At 67.1% G+C, this 20265-nt stretch carries 18 protein-coding genes; 8 read left to right on the top strand and 10 right to left on the bottom strand.

Features of this window, described 5'->3' with window-relative positions; translation table 11 throughout:
* Window positions 1–57: 57 nt before the first annotated feature.
* Both KIF24_RS07040 and KIF24_RS07035 read right to left on the bottom strand, forming a co-directional pair.
* Window positions 58–1203, bottom strand: coding sequence for a substrate-binding domain-containing protein (locus tag KIF24_RS07040; protein ID WP_221083345.1), 1146 nt, complete (start codon window positions 1201–1203; stop codon window positions 58–60).
* Between the two features lie 112 nt (window positions 1204–1315).
* A complete protein-coding gene (locus KIF24_RS07035; RefSeq protein ID WP_221083344.1) occupies window positions 1316–3109 on the bottom strand; it encodes a flavin-containing monooxygenase in 1794 nt (597 codons plus the stop codon).
* Window positions 3110–3270: 161 nt separating this feature from the next.
* Between KIF24_RS07035 and KIF24_RS07030 the strand changes: the two genes are divergently transcribed.
* Entirely contained in the window at window positions 3271–4449 is a 1179-nt protein-coding gene (locus tag KIF24_RS07030) for an acyl-CoA dehydrogenase family protein (RefSeq protein WP_221083343.1), read from the top strand.
* A gap of 175 nt (window positions 4450–4624) precedes the next feature.
* Here KIF24_RS07030 and KIF24_RS07025 read toward each other — a convergent pair whose 3' ends face one another.
* Together KIF24_RS07025 and KIF24_RS07020 are read right to left on the bottom strand one after the other, a co-directional pair.
* The gene (locus tag KIF24_RS07025) at window positions 4625–4942 is read right to left on the bottom strand and encodes a DUF4387 family protein (protein WP_221083342.1); all 318 of its coding nucleotides are present in this window, start codon (window positions 4940–4942) and stop codon (window positions 4625–4627) included.
* Window positions 4939–5748 carry an acyclic terpene utilization AtuA family protein gene (locus tag KIF24_RS07020; RefSeq protein ID WP_221083341.1) on the bottom strand — a complete coding sequence of 270 codons (810 nt, stop codon included), beginning with the start codon at window positions 5746–5748 and terminating at the stop codon, window positions 4939–4941. Before KIF24_RS07020 ends, KIF24_RS07025 begins: the two co-directional genes overlap by 4 nt.
* Here KIF24_RS07020 and KIF24_RS07015 point away from each other — a divergent pair.
* The 3 genes from KIF24_RS07015 to KIF24_RS07005 all read left to right on the top strand — a co-directional run bounded on the left by KIF24_RS07015 (window position 5732) and on the right by KIF24_RS07005 (window position 7776).
* Complete coding sequence (locus tag KIF24_RS07015; RefSeq protein ID WP_331461025.1) at window positions 5732–5926, top strand: hypothetical protein; 195 nt, start codon at window positions 5732–5734, stop codon at window positions 5924–5926. The two genes, KIF24_RS07020 and KIF24_RS07015, sit on opposite strands and share 17 nt — an antisense overlap.
* Window positions 5927–6662: 736 nt before the next feature.
* Complete coding sequence (locus tag KIF24_RS07010) at window positions 6663–7370, top strand: LuxR C-terminal-related transcriptional regulator (protein WP_221083339.1); 708 nt, start codon at window positions 6663–6665, stop codon at window positions 7368–7370.
* Window positions 7371–7428: 58 nt separating this feature from the next.
* On the top strand, window positions 7429–7776 hold the full coding sequence (locus KIF24_RS07005; RefSeq protein WP_221083338.1) for a nuclear transport factor 2 family protein: 348 nt from the start codon (window positions 7429–7431) through the stop codon (window positions 7774–7776).
* A gap of 507 nt (window positions 7777–8283) precedes the next feature.
* Here KIF24_RS07005 and KIF24_RS07000 read toward each other — a convergent pair.
* Entirely contained in the window at window positions 8284–8748 is a 465-nt protein-coding gene (locus KIF24_RS07000) for a hypothetical protein (RefSeq protein WP_221083337.1), read from the bottom strand.
* Window positions 8749–9284: 536 nt separating this feature from the next.
* Here KIF24_RS07000 and KIF24_RS06995 point away from each other — a divergent pair.
* Entirely contained in the window at window positions 9285–9482 is a 198-nt protein-coding gene (locus tag KIF24_RS06995) for a hypothetical protein (RefSeq protein WP_230415342.1), read from the top strand.
* Between the two features lie 173 nt (window positions 9483–9655).
* Here KIF24_RS06995 and KIF24_RS06990 read toward each other — a convergent pair whose 3' ends face one another.
* The 5 genes from KIF24_RS06990 to KIF24_RS06970 are packed head-to-tail and all read right to left on the bottom strand — an operon-like array spanning window position 9656 to window position 17133.
* Window positions 9656–10429 carry a thioesterase domain-containing protein gene (locus tag KIF24_RS06990; protein WP_221083336.1) on the bottom strand — a complete coding sequence of 258 codons (774 nt, stop codon included), beginning with the start codon at window positions 10427–10429 and terminating at the stop codon, window positions 9656–9658.
* A 35-nt stretch (window positions 10430–10464) separates the two neighbouring features.
* A complete protein-coding gene (locus tag KIF24_RS06985) occupies window positions 10465–10650 on the bottom strand; it encodes an MbtH family protein (protein WP_221083335.1) in 186 nt (61 codons plus the stop codon).
* On the bottom strand, window positions 10647–12101 hold the full coding sequence (locus KIF24_RS06980; RefSeq protein ID WP_269440652.1) for an MFS transporter: 1455 nt from the start codon (window positions 12099–12101) through the stop codon (window positions 10647–10649). Before KIF24_RS06980 ends, KIF24_RS06985 begins: the two co-directional genes overlap by 4 nt.
* 23 nt (window positions 12102–12124) lie before the next feature.
* Window positions 12125–13543 carry a condensation domain-containing protein gene (locus KIF24_RS06975; protein WP_221083333.1) on the bottom strand — a complete coding sequence of 473 codons (1419 nt, stop codon included), beginning with the start codon at window positions 13541–13543 and terminating at the stop codon, window positions 12125–12127.
* Between the two features lie 11 nt (window positions 13544–13554).
* A complete protein-coding gene (locus KIF24_RS06970; protein WP_230415340.1) occupies window positions 13555–17133 on the bottom strand; it encodes a non-ribosomal peptide synthetase in 3579 nt (1192 codons plus the stop codon).
* A 105-nt stretch (window positions 17134–17238) separates the two neighbouring features.
* Here KIF24_RS06970 and KIF24_RS06965 point away from each other — a divergent pair, with 105 nt between their 5' ends.
* From KIF24_RS06965 to KIF24_RS06955, 3 genes are all read left to right on the top strand, one after another.
* Complete coding sequence (locus KIF24_RS06965) at window positions 17239–18264, top strand: LysR family transcriptional regulator (protein WP_331461024.1); 1026 nt, start codon at window positions 17239–17241, stop codon at window positions 18262–18264.
* A gap of 137 nt (window positions 18265–18401) precedes the next feature.
* Window positions 18402–19364 (top strand): ABC transporter permease, encoded by a 963-nt coding sequence (locus KIF24_RS06960; protein WP_221083330.1) that lies wholly within the window; start codon window positions 18402–18404, stop codon window positions 19362–19364.
* Window positions 19348–20151 carry an ABC transporter ATP-binding protein gene (locus KIF24_RS06955; RefSeq protein WP_221083329.1) on the top strand — a complete coding sequence of 268 codons (804 nt, stop codon included), beginning with the start codon at window positions 19348–19350 and terminating at the stop codon, window positions 20149–20151. The genes KIF24_RS06960 and KIF24_RS06955 overlap by 17 nt, the downstream gene beginning before the upstream one ends.
* The last annotated feature ends 114 nt before the right edge of the window (window positions 20152–20265 follow it).

The following is a 20265-nucleotide window of genomic DNA, read 5'->3' as shown; positions in this document are numbered from 1 at the left end:
GGTGTCCTCCACGCGGGCGGCCGGCGGCTGCCGACCGCCCGCTGCCGATCGGTTGGGCTAGTTGTTCCTGGTCTTGCAGGTCTCGGTCTGCTCGGCGGGGCCCGTGCAGATCTGCGCCCAGGTGAACATGCCGAGGTCGACGGCCTGCTGTACCGCGTCGCCGGGATCCTTGCCCTCTTCGAGGTGGATGAGCGTCGCGTCGAGCTTGGCCGTGGGCACCTGCATCGCCCCGTTGTCGATGGTGTCCTTGACGAGGTCGGCCGGGGGCTGCTGGCCGGCGATCGCGGCGATCGCGATCTTCGCCGCCGCCTCCGCCTCGACCGAGAACGCCTTGAGCACGTTGTCCTGCTGGTCGCCGGTGAGCATGTATTGCAGGCCGGTCAGCTCGGGATTCTGGCCGCCGTACACGGGGATGTCGAGGTTCTTGCCCTTGAGCGCCGCGATGATGCCCGCCGTGATGCCGTCGTAGAACCCGAGGAACGCGGCGACGCCGTTCTGCGTCCTGGTCAGGCACTGCTCGGCGGCCTTGGTGGCGTTGTCCGGCGCCCAGTCCTTGATGTAGTCCTCGCAGACCACCTCGATGTCACCGCTGGAGATGAGCGGATCGAGGATCCTGTTCTGCCCGGCGAGCATCTGGGTGGTGTAGACGTCGCCCTTGTTGCCGTACTGGCGGGCGATCTTGACCGGCGTGGCGCCGAGCGCTCCACCGGTCACCTGCGCGGCGAAGTAGGTCGCCTGCTGGGCGCCGACCTTCTCCGGATCGAAGACCACCTGGGCGTACATGGTGCCGTTGACCGGCGGGTTCTCGTACCCGATGACCGGCACCTTGGCCTGTTCGGCGGCCTGTAGCAGACCGGCGCTGGTGTTCGGGTCGGCGGCGACCACGACCAGTGCCTTGGCGCCGGCGGCGATCGCGGCGTTGGCCTGGGCGAGTTGCTGGTTGGAGTCACCGCCGGCGTTGACGAACTTGACCTCGACGCCGGGGTCCAACGCCTTGATCGCCTTCTCGAACGCCGGGCCGTCCTGCTGGATGTAGCGGGTGGGTGTGGTGTTGGGCGCCATGAAGTAGACGAGCTTCGAGTCGGCGCCGCCGTCGCCGGTGCCGGAGTCGGCACCGCCGCAGGCCGCGACGAGAAGGAGGCTGGCGCACGCGCCTGCGGCGACGACCGCCCGGAGGGTGGGACCATAGGACTGACGTTTCACTGGGCAACTCCTCTGCTGAACTTTCACGCCGGATGGCGGCAAGAACGCTTGCGGGTGTGCATCAGGGCCCACGGCTGGTGGGCGGGGGCGGAGTGCTCCGGAACGGGTCCCGCTACTGCGCCGCCGCGTCCGGTCGGGGCAGCTGGATGCCCGCGTGCTTCGCGGTGAGCTGTAGCGCCAGGTGCTTGGCGTAGATGCGGACCCAGGCGAGTGGGCCGCCCATGTACCAGAACCCCGGGTGTCCGGTACGCCGGTAGAGCCCGCCGATCTCGCCGTCCTCGCCGATGCCGAGGACCAGCGGCAGCCGGTCGGCGACCTCGTCGCCGAAGAGCCGGCGAGCCGTCTCGCGCATGTTCCGGTACCCGGTCGCCAGCACCACCACGTCGGCCTGGAGGGTCCGGCCGTCCGCCAGGCGGATGCCCTCGGGGGTGAACTCCGCGAGCCCGGATCCCTGCGCGAGTTTGATCTTCCCGTCGGCGATCAGCCGCGAGGCGCCCACGTCGATGTAGTAGCCGCCGCCGTACGCCAGCGCGTAGCCCATCAGCCCGGTGCCGTCGGGCCCGTCGTTGCGCTTGAAGCCGACCGCGTCGAGCGCCGCGAGCAGTTCGGCGTCCTTCCTGGCCGTCTCCTGCACCCCCTCCTTGGCCAGTTCGAGCACGAGGGGCCACGGGGTGCCGCTGGCCAGCAGGTCGGCGTACGCGGTCGGTGGGCCGCCCTCGACGAAGTTGCTGCCGAAGATCGCCGGGATGCCGTGCTCCTGGCTGATGATGTGGGTCGACGAGCGCTGGACGAGCGTGACGTCCGCCCCTGCCTCGTGGAGGTCCTGCGCGATGTCGTGGCCGCTGTTGCAGGCGCCGACCACGACCGCCTTCTTCCCGGCCCAGTCGGTGGCGGAGGCGTGCTGGCTGGAGTGGTAGCTGGTGCCCGCGAACAGCTCGCGCCCCGGCACGTCGGGTACGTTCGGTTCGCCCGCGGCGCCGGTGGCGAGGATGACGTCGCGCGGGTGCAACTCCCGCTCACCGTCGGGCGTACGGACCCGCAGCGTCCACCGCCCGCGCGCCTCGTCGTAGCTGGAGGAGGTCATCTCGGCCGACGTCCAGACGTTGAGCTCCATCGCCGAGGCGTACGACTCGAACCAGTCGGCGATCTTGTCCTTGGGGCAGTAGACCGGCCACGACTCGGGATAGGGCAGGTAGGGAAGGTGGTCGGCCCACACCGGGTCGTGCAGGACCAGCGAGTGGTAGCGCTTGCGCCACCCGTCGCCGATCCGCTCGCTCCGCTCCAGGATCAACGTGTCGACACCCATCAGCCCGAGGTTCGCGGCGACCGACAGACCGCCCTGCCCGGCACCGACGACGACCACGTCCGGGTCCCGGTCGACGTAGCGCGCCTTCTCCTGCCGTTCGTCACGCCAGTTGCGGCCACGTACGGCCGGGGTGTGCCGGGGCCCCTTGGAGCGATGGTGGCCGATCGCCCGCTCGTGGCCGCGCAGGTCGTCCAGCTCGGTCAGCACGGTCCAGGCGACCCAGTCGCCGTCCTGGTGGCGCAGCCGGACGGCGCCCCGCCCGAACCCGAGTGGGGTCTCGAAGGTGATGAACCCCTCGATCAGCTCGTCGTCGGCACCCTGGTAGCGCGGCCCGAACTCGGTGGTCATCCGGATGTTGGCGAGGGAGCCGGGCCGGAGGTGCTCGCCCAGCATCGCCGCGACCCGGTCCCGGCCGTGGTAGGTGCCGAGGGCTCCGGTGAGCGCGAGCAGGTCGCGCCACCAGCAGTCGGCGGCCAGCAGCATCGTGGTTGTCGGCACGTCGGCGGCCTGGAGTGCCGGCGTGAGTCGGTCCAGCCAGGCGGCGAAGGTGGTCTCCGCCGTGACCTCGGCCGCGGTGGCCTGGGTTGTCTCCGTCGCCATTGACGCGCCCTTCCGTCCGTATCACCCTGGTACAGTCCGAGCGCTCGCTCGGTAGCCAAGAGTCTGGACCTCGAACACGTGACGAGCAACACTCTCGCGAAACTTTCTCGCAACAAGATTGTCACGGGACCAGCCACCGTCCTCCGTCAGCGAGGTGCCTCATGACCAGCCAAATCGATGATCTCGTCGCCCGTACGCGGGCCTTCATCGATACACACGTGATCCCCGTCGAGGACGAGTTCGACGGGGACGTCGCCGCCGCCGGCGGTGCCAAGCTGCGCGCCGGACTGCAACAGCAGGCGCGTACGGCGGGCGTCTTCGCCCCGCACGCGCCCCGGGAGTACGGCGGTCTCGGCCTCGGGATGGAGGAACGCGCCCCGGTCTTCGAGGCCGCCGGACGCTCCCTCTTCGGCCCGCTGGCGCTCAACATCAACGCGCCCGACGAAGGCAACCTCCACCTGCTCGAACGGGTCGCGACCGGCGCACAGCGGGAGCGCTACCTCGCGCCGCTGGCCCGGGGCGAACAGCGGTCGGCCTTCGCGATGACCGAGCCGCCGCCCGGTGCCGGGTCGGACCCGGGCGCACTGCGGACGCTCGCCCGCCCCGACGGCGACGGATGGCTGATCAACGGCCGGAAGAAGTTCATCACCGGTGCCGACGGTGCCGGCTTCTTCATCGTGATGGCCCGCACCAGCGGGGAGCCGGACTCCACCGGCGGCGCGACGATGTTCCTCGTGCCCGCCGACCGCACCGGGATCCGGGTGATCCGGCATGTGAACACGATGGACAGGTCGATGCTCGGCGGCCACTGTGAACTCGACCTGACCGACGTCCGGGTCGGCCCGGAGGACGTGCTCGGCGCGGTCGACCAGGGGTTCGACCACGCGCAGGTCCGGCTCGGCCCGGCGCGCCTGACCCACGTGATGCGCTGGCTCGGCGCGGCCCAGCGGGCCCACGAGACGGCGGTCGCCTACGTCAGTGAGCGCTCCGCCTTCGGTCGCCCGCTGGCCCGGCACGGAATGGTCGAACTCATGATCGCCGACAACGAGATCGACCTTGCCGCGACCCGCTCCCTGCTGCTCACCGCGTGCCGGGTCCTCGACGCCGGCCACGCCGGCCGCGAGGAGACCTCGCTGGCCAAGGTCTTCGGAGCCGAGGCCGCGCATCGCGTCGCCGACCGCGCGGTCCAGATGTGCGGCGGTGCCGGCGTCTCCGCCGACCTGCCGACCGCCCGGATCGCCCGGGAGATCAGGCCCTTCCGGATCTACGACGGCCCCTCGGAGGTCCACCGCATGTCACTGGCCCGACGCGCCGTGCGCAGGTACGGCCCGCCGGAGTAACGTCCCTCGACTGCTCGCACAGGATGCGGCGAGCGTCGAGCGTCGGCGGCGTCGGCGGCTCGGGCAGTGCCGGGTGCTACTCGACCGGTTCGTCGGGCGTGTTCGCGGCGGCGGCCCGCAGTGCCGCGACGCATTGCGGTCACCGCCGGATGGTCCGGCTCTCCGGCCGGCGCGGTCAGGTGGCGGGAGGGACGGCCAGCATGGCCAGTGGCACGTGGTGTTGGCCGGCGTGGATGTCGCGGTCGTGCAGGCTGCCCTGCACGACCGGCCGCGGGAACGAGATCTTCACGACGTTCAGCGCGGGGATCCGGAAGAACTGGACGCCCTCCGCGGCGACGCCGTAGAGGCGGGCGATCACCGAGGCGTCCAGGAACGACGGATCGGCGAGGAGCGCGTAGGCGGCGGCGTCCCGCGCGAACACCTCCATCGTCACCCAGAACGGCCCGGCGTTCTTCGACCGGACCTCCAGTGCGAGATCAGCGACCACGGTCATCGGTTGTCCTCCAGGTAGACGCGGAACAGGCTGGTCGGCGACGGCACCTCGACGACGTGGTTGAGCACGAACTCGTAGACCGCGCCCCGCTCGGTCTCGTACCCGGTGATCCGGGCGCCCTCCAGCTTGATGGTGTGCTGCGCGGCGGGCTCGAACCGGGAGCCCTCCACGCGGACGCGCCGCTCGTCCAGCGCCCGGTAGACCGCGTCGCCGACCTCGATGGTGCCGGCCGGCTCGCGCATCGTGAACGGGTCGACCGTCTCGTAGAGCATGTGCGCCGCGACCGAGGTGGGCGTGCACGCATTGGCCGGATCGAGCGGCTCGATGGTGAACCCGGTGGCGTCGACGGTGGCCAGCACCCCGCCGGCACGCGGGTTCGTGGTGCACTGCCCGCCACACTCGACGATCTTCGCGGCGTGCCACACAGGCCCGGCCGGCATGCCCCTGAGCAGCGGATAGGCGGCGGCCACGGCAGTGTCGGTGGCCCGCCCGGCGAGGACCACGTCGGCGCCGTCGGTCAGGGCCGCGGCGATCGGTTCGTGGCCCATCATCCCGACGATGTTGGCGCAGCTCTCCAGGGTCGCCCGGTCGAGGTCGCCGGCCGGCGGGAGCGGCCGGATCCGGTCCAGATCGAGGTCGGCGGCCCGCTGCGAGCTGTAGATCGTGGCCAGCCGCAGGTCCAGGCCCTCCCCGGCCAGGATCTCCCGGGTGATGCCGGCGACCCAGTCGACACCGGCGTCGGTGCCGCTGGTGCCGCACGAACCGTTCGGCGCGGTCGGCTGGCCCGCCGTGGTGCCCGACCACATCTCGCTCTGGGGCAGCCTGCTCCAGTTCCGGCGCACCTTCGACCAGTTCGTGAACCTACGCCCGTGCCGGCTCATGCCCGGCGTCCGCAGCCCACTCGCCGACCGCGAGCCCGGCGACATCGACTTCCTGGCGGTCCGCGAGGGCCGCGCGATCGCCGAGCGCGTCCGGGAACGCTGAGCTCGCCGGTGGCGGCGGTGCTGCTGGGCGAGGTAATTCGGGGGGCGGCGCGAACCGCTCGGCGAGCATGCCGCGCGGGCGGCACAGTACGTCACGGACCCAGTGAATCTGTTCTCGATCCACCAGTGGGTCCTGACGTGGGTGAGTAGGGCGGCGGCGTTGCCGGTAGGCACCTTCGTCGTCTGCTCACGGCTCTGCAACCCCAAGCCTGGTCGCAATCCTGCAAAACATCTCAATCCGATCGCCGCCATCGCAGCATGGGCGCAAAACGACATCGGGCTGGGACGATGTGGATCGCGTGCACGGACACACCGGGATGAGGATCGTAGCAGCACCGACACAATGATCAGAAGTCCAATTCTGGCACTACGGTAGACATTGGCCGCTACGACTTTCCGTGTAGCTACGCATAACCCCCATCGGCAACCACTGGGAAGAGCCTTTACTTTCTGTTGCGCTCGCCGCATTATGCTTTTGGGGCGAGGCTCCGATTGTCCACGCCTGCGGGCTGCACCCCCCGCCTGCCCTTCTGGAGATCGCGTGGCGGATTCGAGACAGGATTGGTCGTGAACACTGTTGACGGTCGGCACCGGCGCACCCAGTCAGCTCCTCCGCTTCTCAGATAGACCGGACCAGCTTACCGCTGCCCGGTATGCGTGACTCATCCCGCACCTGCGCAGCCAGAAGGGAGCGGAAAGCCGCTCCGCATGTTGATCTAGACGGGGACGGAGAACCTGTGATCCAGAAAGGCACAAAGACGATCCCGCTCGGCCGTGAGATGGCCATCGAGCCGGACCTGACCGAGGGAGTTTCAAGCGCAGGTGCACCGATAGGCGTCGTGATCGTGGATGAGCAAGGGCTGTTCCGGGAAGGACTGGCGAACCTGCTCGAGGCAGAGCCCGACATACGAGTGCTCGCCAAGGCATCTGTGGGAAATGAAGCCGTGGGAATAGTGCGGCACTACAGACCCGACGTGCTCCTCGTGGGCACCGACGCGGCCAGCCCGACCGCTGTCGAGGATCTCCGCGCCCTCCTGAGCGCCGCACCGTTGTCGAAAATAATCATACTTGCCACCCGCGACGATCCTCGCAGAGTCAAGCATCTACTATCCTCGGGTGCGGATGCCTACATACTCAAAAGCACCACCCTTGAAGAACTGGTGACCACCATAAGAGTGATCGACCGAAATCGCGACCGAATTGTCCTATCAGTTTCGCGGCAAACCATGAACCGCTTGAGGGCAGGAAGTGATCCCATGCTCTCCGACCGCGAGATCGAGGTCCTGACCCTCGTCTCCGACGGATTGCGTAACTCGGAGATTGCCAGCAAGCTGTTCATCGCCGAGGGCACCGTCAAGCGCCACCTGACCAACATATACGCCAAGTTGGGTGCCACGTCGCGCACGGACGCGGTTCGTCGCGCCTCCAAGGCCGGCCTCGCCTGACATCCAGGCCACCCCGAGGTCCTCGATCTGAAATGACAAAACGAGGTGCGAGGTACACATGACAGATCTGCTGATATCACGGATGTTCCATCAGATCGACCGAGCCGACTGGGCGGAACTGGCCACGTGTTTCCATCCGGAGGTGGTCTACGAGCGGCCAGGTTATGAGCCACTGGTCGGCCTGGACCGGCTCATGCGGTTCTACCGGGACGAACGCGCCATCGTTGAATCCCACCACACGCTCGACGAGGTCCTGCGGCAAGCGGAAAGCGGTGCGGCGTGGGGTCAGGTGGTCGGTAGGCTCGTCACCGGTGTCGCCTTCGATCTCCAGTTCGCCGAGGTCTACCGCTTCACCGACGGGCTTGTCGCGGGTCGCCGCTCATATTTCTTCACGCCCGCCGTCTGAGCCTCGATCCACCGATAAAGGATGGATCGATGGGACCCCGGAGATAGAGAGTGCCCTCTGAACCGGAAGGATAGGAGTTCTTCAGGCTTTTATTCCGCCGTTCGAGAGGGGCACCTCGCAGGTGAGATCACGCCATGACGCGCCGGTAGCGTTGCCACGATCGTGGCCGGTGTCGGCGTACGGGTTCCGGTGCAGAGTCGGGTACGCCAGTGGCTCTGTCGCTGATCTTGTGACGGGCGACCATGCTGGATGAGATGAACTCCGCGGAGGACGGCCGTGACCGGCACCGCCACGAGCCGCTAGCTTCCGGATCTGTCGAATTGAGTGCGTTCGGTCCCCGCTCAGCCGCTGACGCCACTCACCTGAACGCTATCTATGGACGTTATCTAGGGCGAGCCGGCGCAGATGGCTGCCGCACTCTGGTCGGGGCCGCGCGGTCCGATGTCGCAGCTGCCTACGTAAGCCACTGTTAGGGCTGATGGCGCAGTACGCAGTAGGCCAGGCCGTTCATACTCCGGCTCGGAGGGCAGCGGCGGCCAGGGCCGTTGCGGCGGTGAGGGGCTGTACGGCGGTCATCAGCGCCGCGACGAGGATCCGATGGTGGCGCCACCATGCGGATTTCCCTATGGGCGCGGCGAGCGCGGTCGCGACGGCGGTGACCAGGATGCAGGCGAGAAGGGCGGACAGCGGCCCGGCCATGTTTTTCCACGTTGGCTCCCGAACGGTGACGGTGCGGTCGGCGACCTCCGTCCGGCAGGTTAGGCCCGGAGGGAACCACGTCCAGGATTGGTCGAACCGCCGGGACTCGATGCCGTCGAGCGGAACCTGGTCGGGCATGTCAACGTAGTGGCAGCTCAGGCCCTGGCCGTGGTTGAGCTCCACCTCCGTACTGGCCGCCGCCGTGAGAAGCGCGGCCATGCCAGCGAGCTGGGCCAGCACGATCAGGCACACCGCGAACGCGCCGGGGAGCATCCGTCGGGTTCTCATGATGTTGCTCCTCCCTCGTGCTGTTGAATGGTCTCGCGGTCGTCCTCGCGGCGCTGTCCCGTCCCGAAATTATTCATCCCGCTGTGAGCGGGCGATGTCGTGCGTCCGCCGTGACTGCAGCTTCCGCTACCCCTGTAGGGAACTCCTATAGCGGCCTCCGGCCCGTCGATCCGTCGGCTTGTGGGCCTTTGTAGGTCTCACCGGACCCGTCACTGATCTTGTCGCGGTGTGGGGTTAGTCCTTGTCGCCTCTGGCGAGGCCCGTTCCGGGCTGAAAATCGGTCTGAACTTGTCTGGGTTGATGTCGACCGGAGGTGTCGGATTCGGGCAGGGTCGTTCGTAGTCAGGGTAAGGGACAGCCCATGAGGGTGCTGTAGCAGTCACAGGAGATGATGGCCGATGCACCCTCCGGGTTGGGTGGCCGACCTTGCCACCCGGGCCTCGGTCAGCACGCCGAGGGGGGCCGGGCGCTGTATGCCGGGCTCCGGGCGCTCGATGTGCCGGTGGCTCGGCTGGTTGCCAATGGACGACGAGGTATTCGCGCTCTACACCGATCTCCTGCGGTCCGTGGGCACGTTCCTGTACGGGCGGCGACGGTACGAGGCGATGGCCGTCTGGGAGACCGACGCCGCTCTGGCCGCGCAGTCCGACCTCACGGCCGATGAGCGCCGATTCCGAAACGGCGTCGTACACCTCCGCTACCGCCCTCTCGGGCGGTGAACGCGGATGAGGTCGCCCATCACAAACTCGGGTTGCGTCAATTCGCAGTGTGCGCAGGCGTCAACCACTCGCATCCTTGCAGCTCGGGCGCATCCCTCGCTAATCACCCTCGATACATCAATTCCGATCTGAACCGGCGAGGCCGGCTCACCCGTCATTCATTTCGGCCCGGATCAGCGTTCGCGGGCCGACAGTTCGCAGATCAAGCCGGCGACCAGAGAAAGGTTGGGGGGCGCAAGGATGCTGTAGTGGCCGCCGGGAATCGCCACCACGGTCGGATCCACGTCCAACAACCTGCGCCAGCCGAGGACCACATCTTCGCCCAGGGCACCACGGATGATGAGACTGGGCGTGGCGATCGGCTTAGCCGGAGCATAGCTGACCAAGGCTCGTCGGTGACGCCGGAAAATGTTGAGCCGGGTCAGCAGAAACTCCAGCTCCAACGACTCGCCGACGCTTTGCAACGCCTCCGCCAACACCCGCATCGCCGGCTCGTCATCGCCGTCGAGCCGCTGCGGAGCGCGATCGACCGGCAGCCCGAGCGAGGACCACAACATCCCGACGAACTCGAGATTCATGCGCGGCCGGTCGGGCATCGCACCACTGGTGCCTGGAGGTGGAGTGTCCAACAGCACCAGCGGTGGCGGTGGACGGCGGGCGGCGACCAGGAGTCGTGCTACCTGGAACGCGACCAGGCCGCCCAGTGACCATCCCCCCAGCAGGTCAGGCAGGTACGAACGGCCGAGTAGCTCGCGGAGGTAGGTACCGGCCAACAATTCCACCGAATCGCCCTGGCCCATGTCATCGGATGCAGTGACGGTCCACCCCTGTGGTAATGCGGCGGCCAGGCCCTGATAAGCGGTGATGCCACCGCCACCCGGATGCACCAGGTGTAGATGGGGTGAGCCGCCGGATCGCAGGACGTGCAGGCCGCCGACCCCGTTCAACGAGTATCCGTACATGACTCCCGCTCTCGCCACGACTAGACGCGCAGGCTCTTCGGGCGGAGATCCGTCCAGATCCGTTTGATCTCAGCCAAGCATTCGCTACGGCTGCCGGACGTTCCGACGTCCCGCCAGCCGACTGCTGGTTCCTTGTGGAGTGGCCAGAGCGAGTACTGCTCTTCGTCATTGACCACGACCCGGTAGTACGGCTCGTCGATGCTCACCGGTCCTCGCGCCTTTCATTTACTGTGGAAGCGGTTGACGGCACGTCAGTCAAGCTCGCCGGCTCGTGCTCGGCACCCGCCAGGGACGCCCCCACGATCGGGCTGACCTTCTCCTGGGTGCCGGGGTCCGAGGCGGCGTCCCCTTCGGGGGAGCTGGGATCGGCAGCGCCGTGGTCGGGCACGAGAATCTCCAGGTCGCGAACGCTCCGGGCGAAGATGCCGTAGAGAGCTGCGGCGATGCCGATCAGGCCGGACAGCAGGAACACCAGCTTCATCCCCGCCCCGGGGCCCGTGCCCACCACCGGCTCGAACAGCGCGACGAGGCCGTACCCCTCCCGAGCCTGCGGTTCGAAAACGCGGTCGATCAACGCGCCGGTCACCGAGAAGCCGATGAGTAGCGCGAGTTGACTGATGAACTGCATGGCGGCGAAGACCCGACCCTGCACCGCGGGCGGGATCTTCTGCTGCCAGATCGTCAGTGAGTACGCCTCGACGAACGGCACACTCATCCAGGAGACGAACCAGGCGATCGCCCAGAGGACGAGGCCGTCGCCGAACCCCATGAGGACCCTGCCGAACAGGCTGAAGACGATGCTCGCGCCCAGGATCCACCAGATTTTGCGTGACGGTGGCCTGAGCACGCTGACCAGCAACGCACCCAACGCACCGCCCACCGCGCCGATCGAATTGATGGCACCGAGAAGTGCCTCGTTGTTGTCAGCCTTGATCAGGACCAGAGGTGTCAGCACGATGAAACCCATCGCGGACACCAGGCCCACCACGAACAGGATCGCCTGCATACCGAGAAAGCCAGCGCGGCGGAACAGGTAGCGGAAGCCGAGGATCGAGTCCTTCCAGAACCTGCTCCCGCCCGGATCAGCTTGGATCTCGGGGCGCTTCGGCAGCGCGATCAGCAGGACCGTCACGATCGCGATCCCGAAGGACGCCAGGGCCACCAGCAGCACACTCCAGATGCCGGAGTAGGCGATGAGCAGCCCGGCGATGCCGGGAGCGAAAATCGCGGGAACCGAACGCACCAGCGAGAGCATCCCGTTGGCGCGGGTGTACTGCTCCTTGACCAGCAGCAGCGTGATGAGCTTGGCGTAGGCGGGGTACTGGAATGCCAGGAACGCTCCGCTGATCGTGTTCACCGCGACGAGCGGCCAGAACGAGGCGGCGCCGGTCGCGAACAGGACCAGGGCCGCGACGGTCGTCAGCACCGAGCCCACGTCGCTCACGATGATTGACGTCCGCTGACCGATCCGGTCGACCAGGCTGCCCACCATCGGGCTGACCACCACGGTGGCGGCGAACGCCATGAGTGTGAGCAGGGCGAGATCGGAGGCACGTCCGGTCTGTTGCCAGACCCAGATGGCCAGCGCGAAGTTGATCATTCGTGTGCCGGCGGCCGACAACAGCTGGCCCAGCCAGATGACGACGAAGGCCGCCATTCCCCGTGGACGCTCGATCCTCATCACCGGGGCACCCGGCCGTTCAACGATCCCATCGGTTGATCCGGGTCGGCGAGCGCGGCCTCCAGATGCTCTCGCATCTCGTCGAGTAGTCCACGCACGTACTCCCGGTCGAACACCGACCGGCGGTATTCGATGGAACACTTGAGCCCGTCGGTCAGGAACACCAAACCCACAGCCAGATCGAACTTTGCCGTGCCACTGTGGCCGTGTGCGATCGACACCTCCAGCCCGGGGAGGCGAAGGAGTTCTGTCTCCCGGTCCTGGACGATGAAGGAGACCTCGAACAGGGGATTGCGGCCACTCGTACGGTGCACCCCGAGCGACTCGACGATCGTTCCGAACGGGACGTCCTGGTGCGTCTGCGCACGCAAAGTCACCGAGCGCACCTTCCGCAGCGACTCGCGCAGGCTTTCCTCGCCGGATGGCCGTAGCCGCAGCGGCAGCGTGTTGACGAAGAGGCCGACCAGCCCTTCGACCTCCAGCCTGGTCCGGTTTGCCACCGGTGTCCCTACGATGAAATCGGTGGTCCCGGTCCGTCGACGCAGCAGATCGGCAAAGATGGCCAGCATCGTGATGAACGGCGTCGCTCCTTCAGCTCGGCTGAGGGCTTCCACCGATCTGGCAAGAGACGCGGGCCAGAGCGCCAACTCCAACTCGCCAACGGACAGGCCGGCCGTCGACGGAGGCGGTCGGTCCGGAAACGTCAGCGCCGCCGGCGGATCGGCCAACTCGTCCTGCCAGTACCGCAACTGTCTCTGGCATCTCTCGCCATTGACATCGGTGGCCTGCCAACGGGCGAAGTCAACGTAACGGACGGACAGCGGCTCGAAATTCGGCTCTCTCCCTTCGATCACGGCGGTGTAACCCTCCTCGATCTCACGGAAGATGATGCCCATGCTCCAGCCGTCGCAGATGATGTGATGCATGGTCAGCAGCAACAGGTGTCGGTCGTCCTGATCTCCGCTGGTCAGTACCGTGCCGGAGACCAACGAGCCGCGGGTGAGGTCGAATGTGCGCCTTGCCTCGGCGTCGAGGAGGCGGTCCACCAGGTCGCGCCGGGCCGCGTCCTGCGGCCGCCAGTGCCGCACCGCCAGGCGGAAGTCGCTGTCCGGAAGCACCGTCTGGTACGGCACTCCGTCGACGTCGAAGAACGCCGTGCGTAGCGCGTCGTGCCGGCGAGCCAGCCCGAGCAGCGCCTCGCCGAGGGCACCGGTGTCAAGACGCCCCACGAGCCAGAATGCGTACGGCACGGTGTAGAGCGGCAGATCGCCGTAGATCTGGTTGAGGAACCACATCCGTTGCTGTGCCGGGGAGAGTGGGAAGACATTCAGCTGCTCTCCCCGCGTGTCCAGCGTGGTGCGCAGCGCGCGGCGCTGCTCCGGAGTCATCGCGTCGATCCGCTTGACGAAGTCCAGCATCGGCTGGCCGCTCAGCTTTCGGGATTGAGGAGGCGATCCACGTCGCCCTCAGATAGCCGCTCGATCTCGTCGAGCAGGGAGTCGATGCTGTCCTGCGAACCCGTGGCCATCGGGTTGATCGCCGTTGACACGGGCGACTCGGGCCCTTCGGCCATCACCGCCGCCAAGGCCGCGGCGAAGGTGGCTACGGTCGGATTCTCGAACAGTAGGCTGACCGGCACGTCCCAGCCGAAGACCGTGCGTACCCGGGACACCACCCGGGTGACCTTCAGCGAGTGCCCGCCGTTGTCGAAAAAGTTGTCGTCGGGGCCGAGGGTGGGAACCTCAAGTACCTCGCGCCAGATGTCGAGCAACTGCTGTTGGTCGTTGCCCGTGACCTCGGCCGACGACGGTGCCGATGCGCCGTACGCCGTCTCCGTCGCATGCCCTGCGGGCAGTATCAGATCGATCTCGACGGCCAGGGCAGCCACGGTCCGACAATCGAAGGCGGCCCGGTAGGGCACCTCGATAACGAACTCGGCGCCAACCTGCTCGATGAACCGAACCAGGGACAGCGAGTCGCCCCCCGCCGTGAACATGTCGTCGGAGACCGCGATCCGCTCCCCGAGAACCTGTTGCCACAGCTTCAGCAAGCGGGCTTCGGTGGGCGTCGGCGCCTCGGCCGTTTCACCCGTCGCCTCGCTGGGCTGGACGCGCTTGAGCGCGGGGATGTCCAACTTGCCGTTTGCGTTGAGCGGAAACGCGGAGAGCGTGACGAAAACACCGGGAACCATGTAGATCGGGAGCCGGGCGCGGACCTGTTCCCGCAGTTGCTCGGTGTCGACCTCGGTGCCGATGGGCGTCACGTACCCCACGAGCACCTCGTCGCCACTGCGGTCGACGCCGACCTGGACCGACGCCTCGCGCACCAGGCCGGTGCCGAGCAGACAGTTCTCGATCTCGGCGGGCTCGACCCGGAAACCGCGGATCTTGACTTGGCGGTCCATCCGGCCGAGAAAGTCGATCATCCCCTCCTGGCGGTAGCGTGCCAGGTCACCGGTGCGGTAGAGGCGGGCACCTGGTTGATCGCTGAACGGGTCGGCGATGAACTTGTCCGCGGTGAGATCGCTCTGGCCGATATACCCGCGAGCCACACCGTCACCACCGACGAAAAGTTCTCCCACGACACCGACGGGCACCGGCTGGAGGTACTCGTCGAGCACGTAGCTCGTGGTGTTACCGATCGGGTAACCGATGGGCACGTACGTCTCGGTGTCGGGCATGTCGTTGCACCGGTAGACGATGGCGAAGACGGTGGTCTCGGTTGGCCCGTACGGGTTGATCAGATTTTCTGGCGGGCCGTGCCGCAGCATCCGGCGGATCGTGTGTAGATCCGCCTGCTCTCCACCGGAGAAGAAGTATCGCAGCGAACCGAACGTGTCCGGCTGTTCGCTGACGATGTGCTTCATTAACGCGGCGGGCAGGAAGAAGATCGTGATCTGGTGCGCCAGCAACTGCGCCTTGAGGCGGTGCGGGTCCAGCACGTCCTCCTTGCGCAGGCCGACCAGACGCGCGCCGTTGAGCAGCGCGCCCCACACCTCGAAGGTGGCCGCGTCGAAGGAGATGTTGGATGCCTGCCCCACCGTGTCGGTCGGCCGGAAATCCACGTACGGAGTTTCACACACGGTTCGTACCACGTTGCGGTGGGTGACCCCGATCGCCTTGGCGCGGCCGGTCGACCCTGAGGTGAACATGATGTACGCGAGATTGTCCGGGCCCACCTCCACCTTTGGTGGATGGCTTGACTCGCGTGCTATCACAGCCTCGTCGGTGTCCAGGAAGACCCGCTTCGCCGCCGGGAAGTCCAGCCCGTCCTGCGCGGCGCTGTGCAGCAGAAGCACCTTGACGTCCGCGTCCTCGCACATGGCGGTCAGCCGGTCGCTCGGGTATGCCGGGTCGAGGGGTACGTAGAGGCCGCCGGCCTTCAGTGTGGCCAGCGCGCCGACCACCCAGGACGCGGTGTGCCCGAAGTAGAGGCCCACCCGGGTCTCCACCCCCACCCCCAGGCCGCGAAGGTGGTGCGCGAGTTGGTTTGCGCGGATCTCCAGTTCCGCGTAGGTCAGGTCGACGGTGGGCCAGTGCAGGGCAGGCGCGTCCGGCGTTCGCTCGGCCCACGTGTCGAAGAGTGACTGAATGGTGCTACCGGCAGGAAAGTCGGTCCCGGTCTGGTTCCAGTCCCGGACGATCACCGCTCGTTCCACACCGGTCAGCAGGGACAGGTTCGACAGGTGGGTGTCCGGCTCCTCGATCAACTGCGCCAGCTGCCCGGTGTAGTGGTGCAGGATCTCCTCGGCATGCTCACGGCCGAACAGTTCGCGGGACACCTTGAGCAAACCACCGTCGGTGTCGATACGCAGTTCGACATCGTAGAGTATCTGCTCTCCGTGGCCGGCATCGATGTCGAAGACCACCTCCTCGACGCCATGTCGGCCGGCATCGGGGGCCGGGGCGACCATGACCTGGAACAACGGGTGCAGGTTGAGGTGACGCTCCGGGCGGACCGCCTGCACCAGCTGCTGGAAGGACACGTCCGGGTGCGCCTGCGCCGCCGCCAGTTCGTCGCGGACCAGCCGCACCGCTTCGCGCCAGGTCGGGTCCGGCGGCAGGCCGATCCGCAGAACTGCGAGATCGGCGAACGCACCGATCACTTCCGTCGCACCCGGCGCCGAACGCCCCTCGCGCATCGCGCCCAGGACGATGTCCCGGCTCCGGGTGTACCGGTGCAAGAGCACCACGAACGCGGTCAGCAGGACGGCGTACGGCGTGGTGCCCTCCTGTTCGGCGAGCTGCCGCACGCCGCCCACGACCCGATCGGTCATCCGGAACGGCAGCACCTCGGCATCGAGACAGAGCTCGGTGCCACGGGCCCGGGTGAACGGCAGCTCCAGAGGATCGGGCAGGTCGGCCAGCGCCCGACGCCAGTAATCGAGGTCCGCACCCGGTCCACGCCGGGCAGCCTGGTGGGCGAAGTCGATGAAACGGAACGGTAACGGGGGCAGTTCGGGTCGGCGGCGCTGCGCGAAGCTGCGGTAGCAGTCCAGCAGCTCGCGGGTGAGGATGTCGAGTGACGCCTCGTCCATGACGATCCGGTGCCCGACCAGGAGCAGCTGGTATCTGTCCAAGTCCAAGACGACCAGGACGAATCGAATGAGCGGCCCATCCGCCAGGTCGAATGGTCTGCGCAGGTGATCGGCCCGGACATTCGCCAGCTGCCGATCCCGCTCGCCGGGGCTGACCGACTCCAGGTCACAGATCGTGAAGTGCGGATTGTCAGCCAGAACTTCCTGGATGAGCGTTCCCGCGGACCGTCGAAAAACGGCCCGCAGCGCATCATGCCGCGTGACCACCGCCTGCAAAGCTCTGCGCAGGGCGTCAATCTCCAGTGGACCTTGAATGTCCACCATCAGGGAAAGATGATTCACCGTCGCGTTGGGCTTCAGTTGCTGCAACAGCCAGAGCTGCTCCTGCGCGGACGTGGCAGGCACGGCGTCGTCCGCGGGGTGCGGCGTGATTGGCGGCTGCCGTGTAGACGACACGGAGTTGCTGATCATCAAATCCCCCATGCATGAGGCGAGCGTAGGGCGCCGACGCCAGCTCCCGGAGATCGGCAGCCCTGGGGATGGACACCCACCGGGGACAGAAAGTCCGTTACCAGGATGGCTCGCCCGATGCTAGCCACCTCGCTAGCATTTAGACAAGCTCCACTCACTATAGGTAGCTTTAAGGATCGCTTCATGCTCGACGTACGTCGTTTGAGGATTCTTTGCGAGGTCGCACGCCACGGATCCTTTACCGGCGCCGCACGCGCGCTGGCCTATACCCCCTCGGCGGTCTCCCAACAGGTCGCCATACTCGAACGCGAGGTGAACACGACGCTGGTGGAGCGCGGGGCGCGGGGCGCTACCCTGACCGAGCCGGGGCGCCTGCTGGTACGGGAGTCTGAGGAGATCCTTACCCGGATGGCGATCGCCGAGGCGGCACTGCAATCGCTGGCCGCGATCGACTCCGGCCTGCTGCGGATCGGCTGGTTCGCCACCGCCGGGGCGTATCTCGTACCGCAGGCAATCGCCGAATTCCGGCGACGCCATCCCGGAATTCGGCTTGAACTTTCTCAGGGTGACCCGGACGAGTGCATCCCCAAACTGCTCACCCGGGAGATCGAACTGGCCCTGGTCTACGAGTTCGAGCCGGAGCGGCCCGAGCGCGACGACCTGCACCAGGTCGATCTCATCGACGACCCGCTCCACATCGGTCTGCCGGAGAGTCACCCGCTGGCCAAGCACCCCCGGGTACGCCTGGCCGACCTGGCGGAGGCACGGTGGATCCAGGGCGTGTGGCACGGCGCGACACTGGACGTCCTACCCCGGGCGTGCCGGTTGGCCGGCTTCGAACCCGCCGTCGTGCTGCGCACCGACGACCGGATGACGCTCGAAGGTCTGGTCGCTGCCGGCGTGGGGGTGGCCCTGGTACCACGACTCACGCTACCGGCGGTACGCCGGGGCATCGCCGTACGACCGCTGGATGCCTCCGGGTTGTTCCGTCGGGTACGAGCGGCGATACCGGCGACCGGGTACCGCTCGCCGGCGGCGTTGGCAATGGTCGAGATTCTCCGGCTCGTCTGCGCAGATCTGATCAAGGTTGCCGACCAGAGACTGCGGCACGACCTGCCGCCGGTTAGCTGATTGGCCGATCGTCGGGCCCCGCACCAACTTTCTTGACATTGATCTGGCACCGCCACTATGTTTCTACTGAAACAGTCGTTTCAACGAGATCATCAATCGACCAGACCTCGGCGGTTGCCGCCAACCCGAGGAGCCAGATGTCCGATCTCATGTTCGGCACCTTGGTCACCGGCCTTCCCCTTGTCCCCGCGGTGCTCGGCATTTACCTCGTGTTTCGGCTGCGCGCGGATTTTGATCTGACGATCGACGTGAGTTTCACCATTGGCGCCACCGTGCTGACCGGTCTCGTCCTGCGAGATCTACCGGCTCCGGCGGGTCTGATGGTCGCCACAATGGCTGCAGGCTGTCTCGGCCTGATCACCACCGCGCTGCACCTGGCGCTACGAATACCGGTCATTCTGGCTGGTCTGATCATGTCGATCGGCTTCTACAGCGTGGCTCTGCGCGGCCTAGAACGGCCATCGGTGAGCCTGGTCGGTGCGCCGAACATCCTCGCTGCGTCCGACGTCGCGGATCCGGTAACCAGCGACCTCATCAAGGTGGCCATTTTCGGCAGTGTCGTCCTGTTCGTGCTGGCGGCCGTCGGGCTCCTGCTCCGTACCCGGATCGGGCTCGCACTACGAGCCACCGGAGTCAATGCCCGGATGGCCCGCAGCTGCGGGGTCAACGACCGGGCAATGCTCGCTCTATCATTATTCCTCGCCAATGCGCTGGCCGGGCTCAGCGGTGCCCTGGTAGTGCAAGGCCAGAACTTCGCGGACGTCAACATGGGTGCCGGCACCCTGATCGCGGGGATCGGCGCGGTGCTGCTGGGCGATCTGATCGTGCGACCGGCCGGCTCCAAGGTCCTGCGCGTGGTGATCGCCGTGCTGGTCGGCGCACTGGCCTACCGTTTCATCCTGATCCTGGCGCTCCAACTCGGTGTGCCAGCGACCGATCTGAAGGGCGTCACAGCGATCATCCTGGTAGCCGCGCTCGCAGCCGAGCGTGGCCTGCGCACGGTGCTGCGTAGCCCGGGATCGACGTCGTCCTTCCGCCGTTGGAGCGGATCTACCCGACGCGGCCGGACCAAGGAGACAGCCGGTGCTGGAGCTCATTGACATTTCACTGTCGTACAACCGGGGCACGGCGACCGAGACGATCGCCCTCGACGATCTGTCACTGCGGATGCCAGACGGGCAGTTCATCACCGTGGTCGGCTCGAATGGTGCGGGTAAGAGCTCGCTGGTCGGCGTGGTGTCAGGGGAGATCCGTCCGACCGGAGGGCGCATCCTCACCGATGGTGTGGATATAACCGAGTTGCCGGACTATCGGCGTAGCGGCCGGATAGCACGGGTCTTCGACAACCCGCACGCCGGCACCATGGCAGAACTCAGCATCGAGGACAACATGGCGTTGGCCATGGACCGAGGTCGGCGCCGGAGCCTGCGGTGGGCCGTAACGAACCGGCGTCGGGTCACGATGCGCGATCGGTTGGCACAGGTGCAACTCGGCCTCGAAGACCGGTTGCGTGAGCCGGTGGGGCTGCTCTCGGCCGGCCAGCGACAGAGCCTGACCCTTGTGATGGCCAGCCTCTGTGATCCGCAGATCCTCCTGCTGGACGAGCACCTCTCGGCCCTCGATCCGGTGACCCAGGAGCGAGTGCTCCAACTGACGGTTCAGCTCATCGCGACGATGGGATGCAAATCCATCATGGTGACGCACAACATGGAGCACGCCATCTCCCTCGGTGACCGGCTGATCGTCATGTCGGGCGGGCGCATCGTCTGCGATTACGTGGGCTCCGCCAAGGCCAACCTCAGCGTGCAGTCCCTGATCGCGGATATCGCCGCCAAGGGTGCGGTGCTCTCCGACCGGTCGGCACTCGCCGTTCGGGGGCAGGGCTGAGCCGACAACGACCCGGCCGCCCGGCCGGCCCGCTGCGCCCGCACGACGAGACACGCAGGCAGACCGTCAGCCCGGCCCGACCACCCGAAGCCACTCGACCACGAAGTCGCTGAA

The sequence above is a fragment of the Micromonospora tarapacensis genome, from assembly GCF_019697375.1.
Taxonomy (GTDB): domain Bacteria; phylum Actinomycetota; class Actinomycetes; order Mycobacteriales; family Micromonosporaceae; genus Micromonospora; species Micromonospora tarapacensis.
The sequence above is the reverse complement of the archived record's forward strand: the minus strand, read 5'-3'. Positions and strand labels throughout refer to the sequence as shown.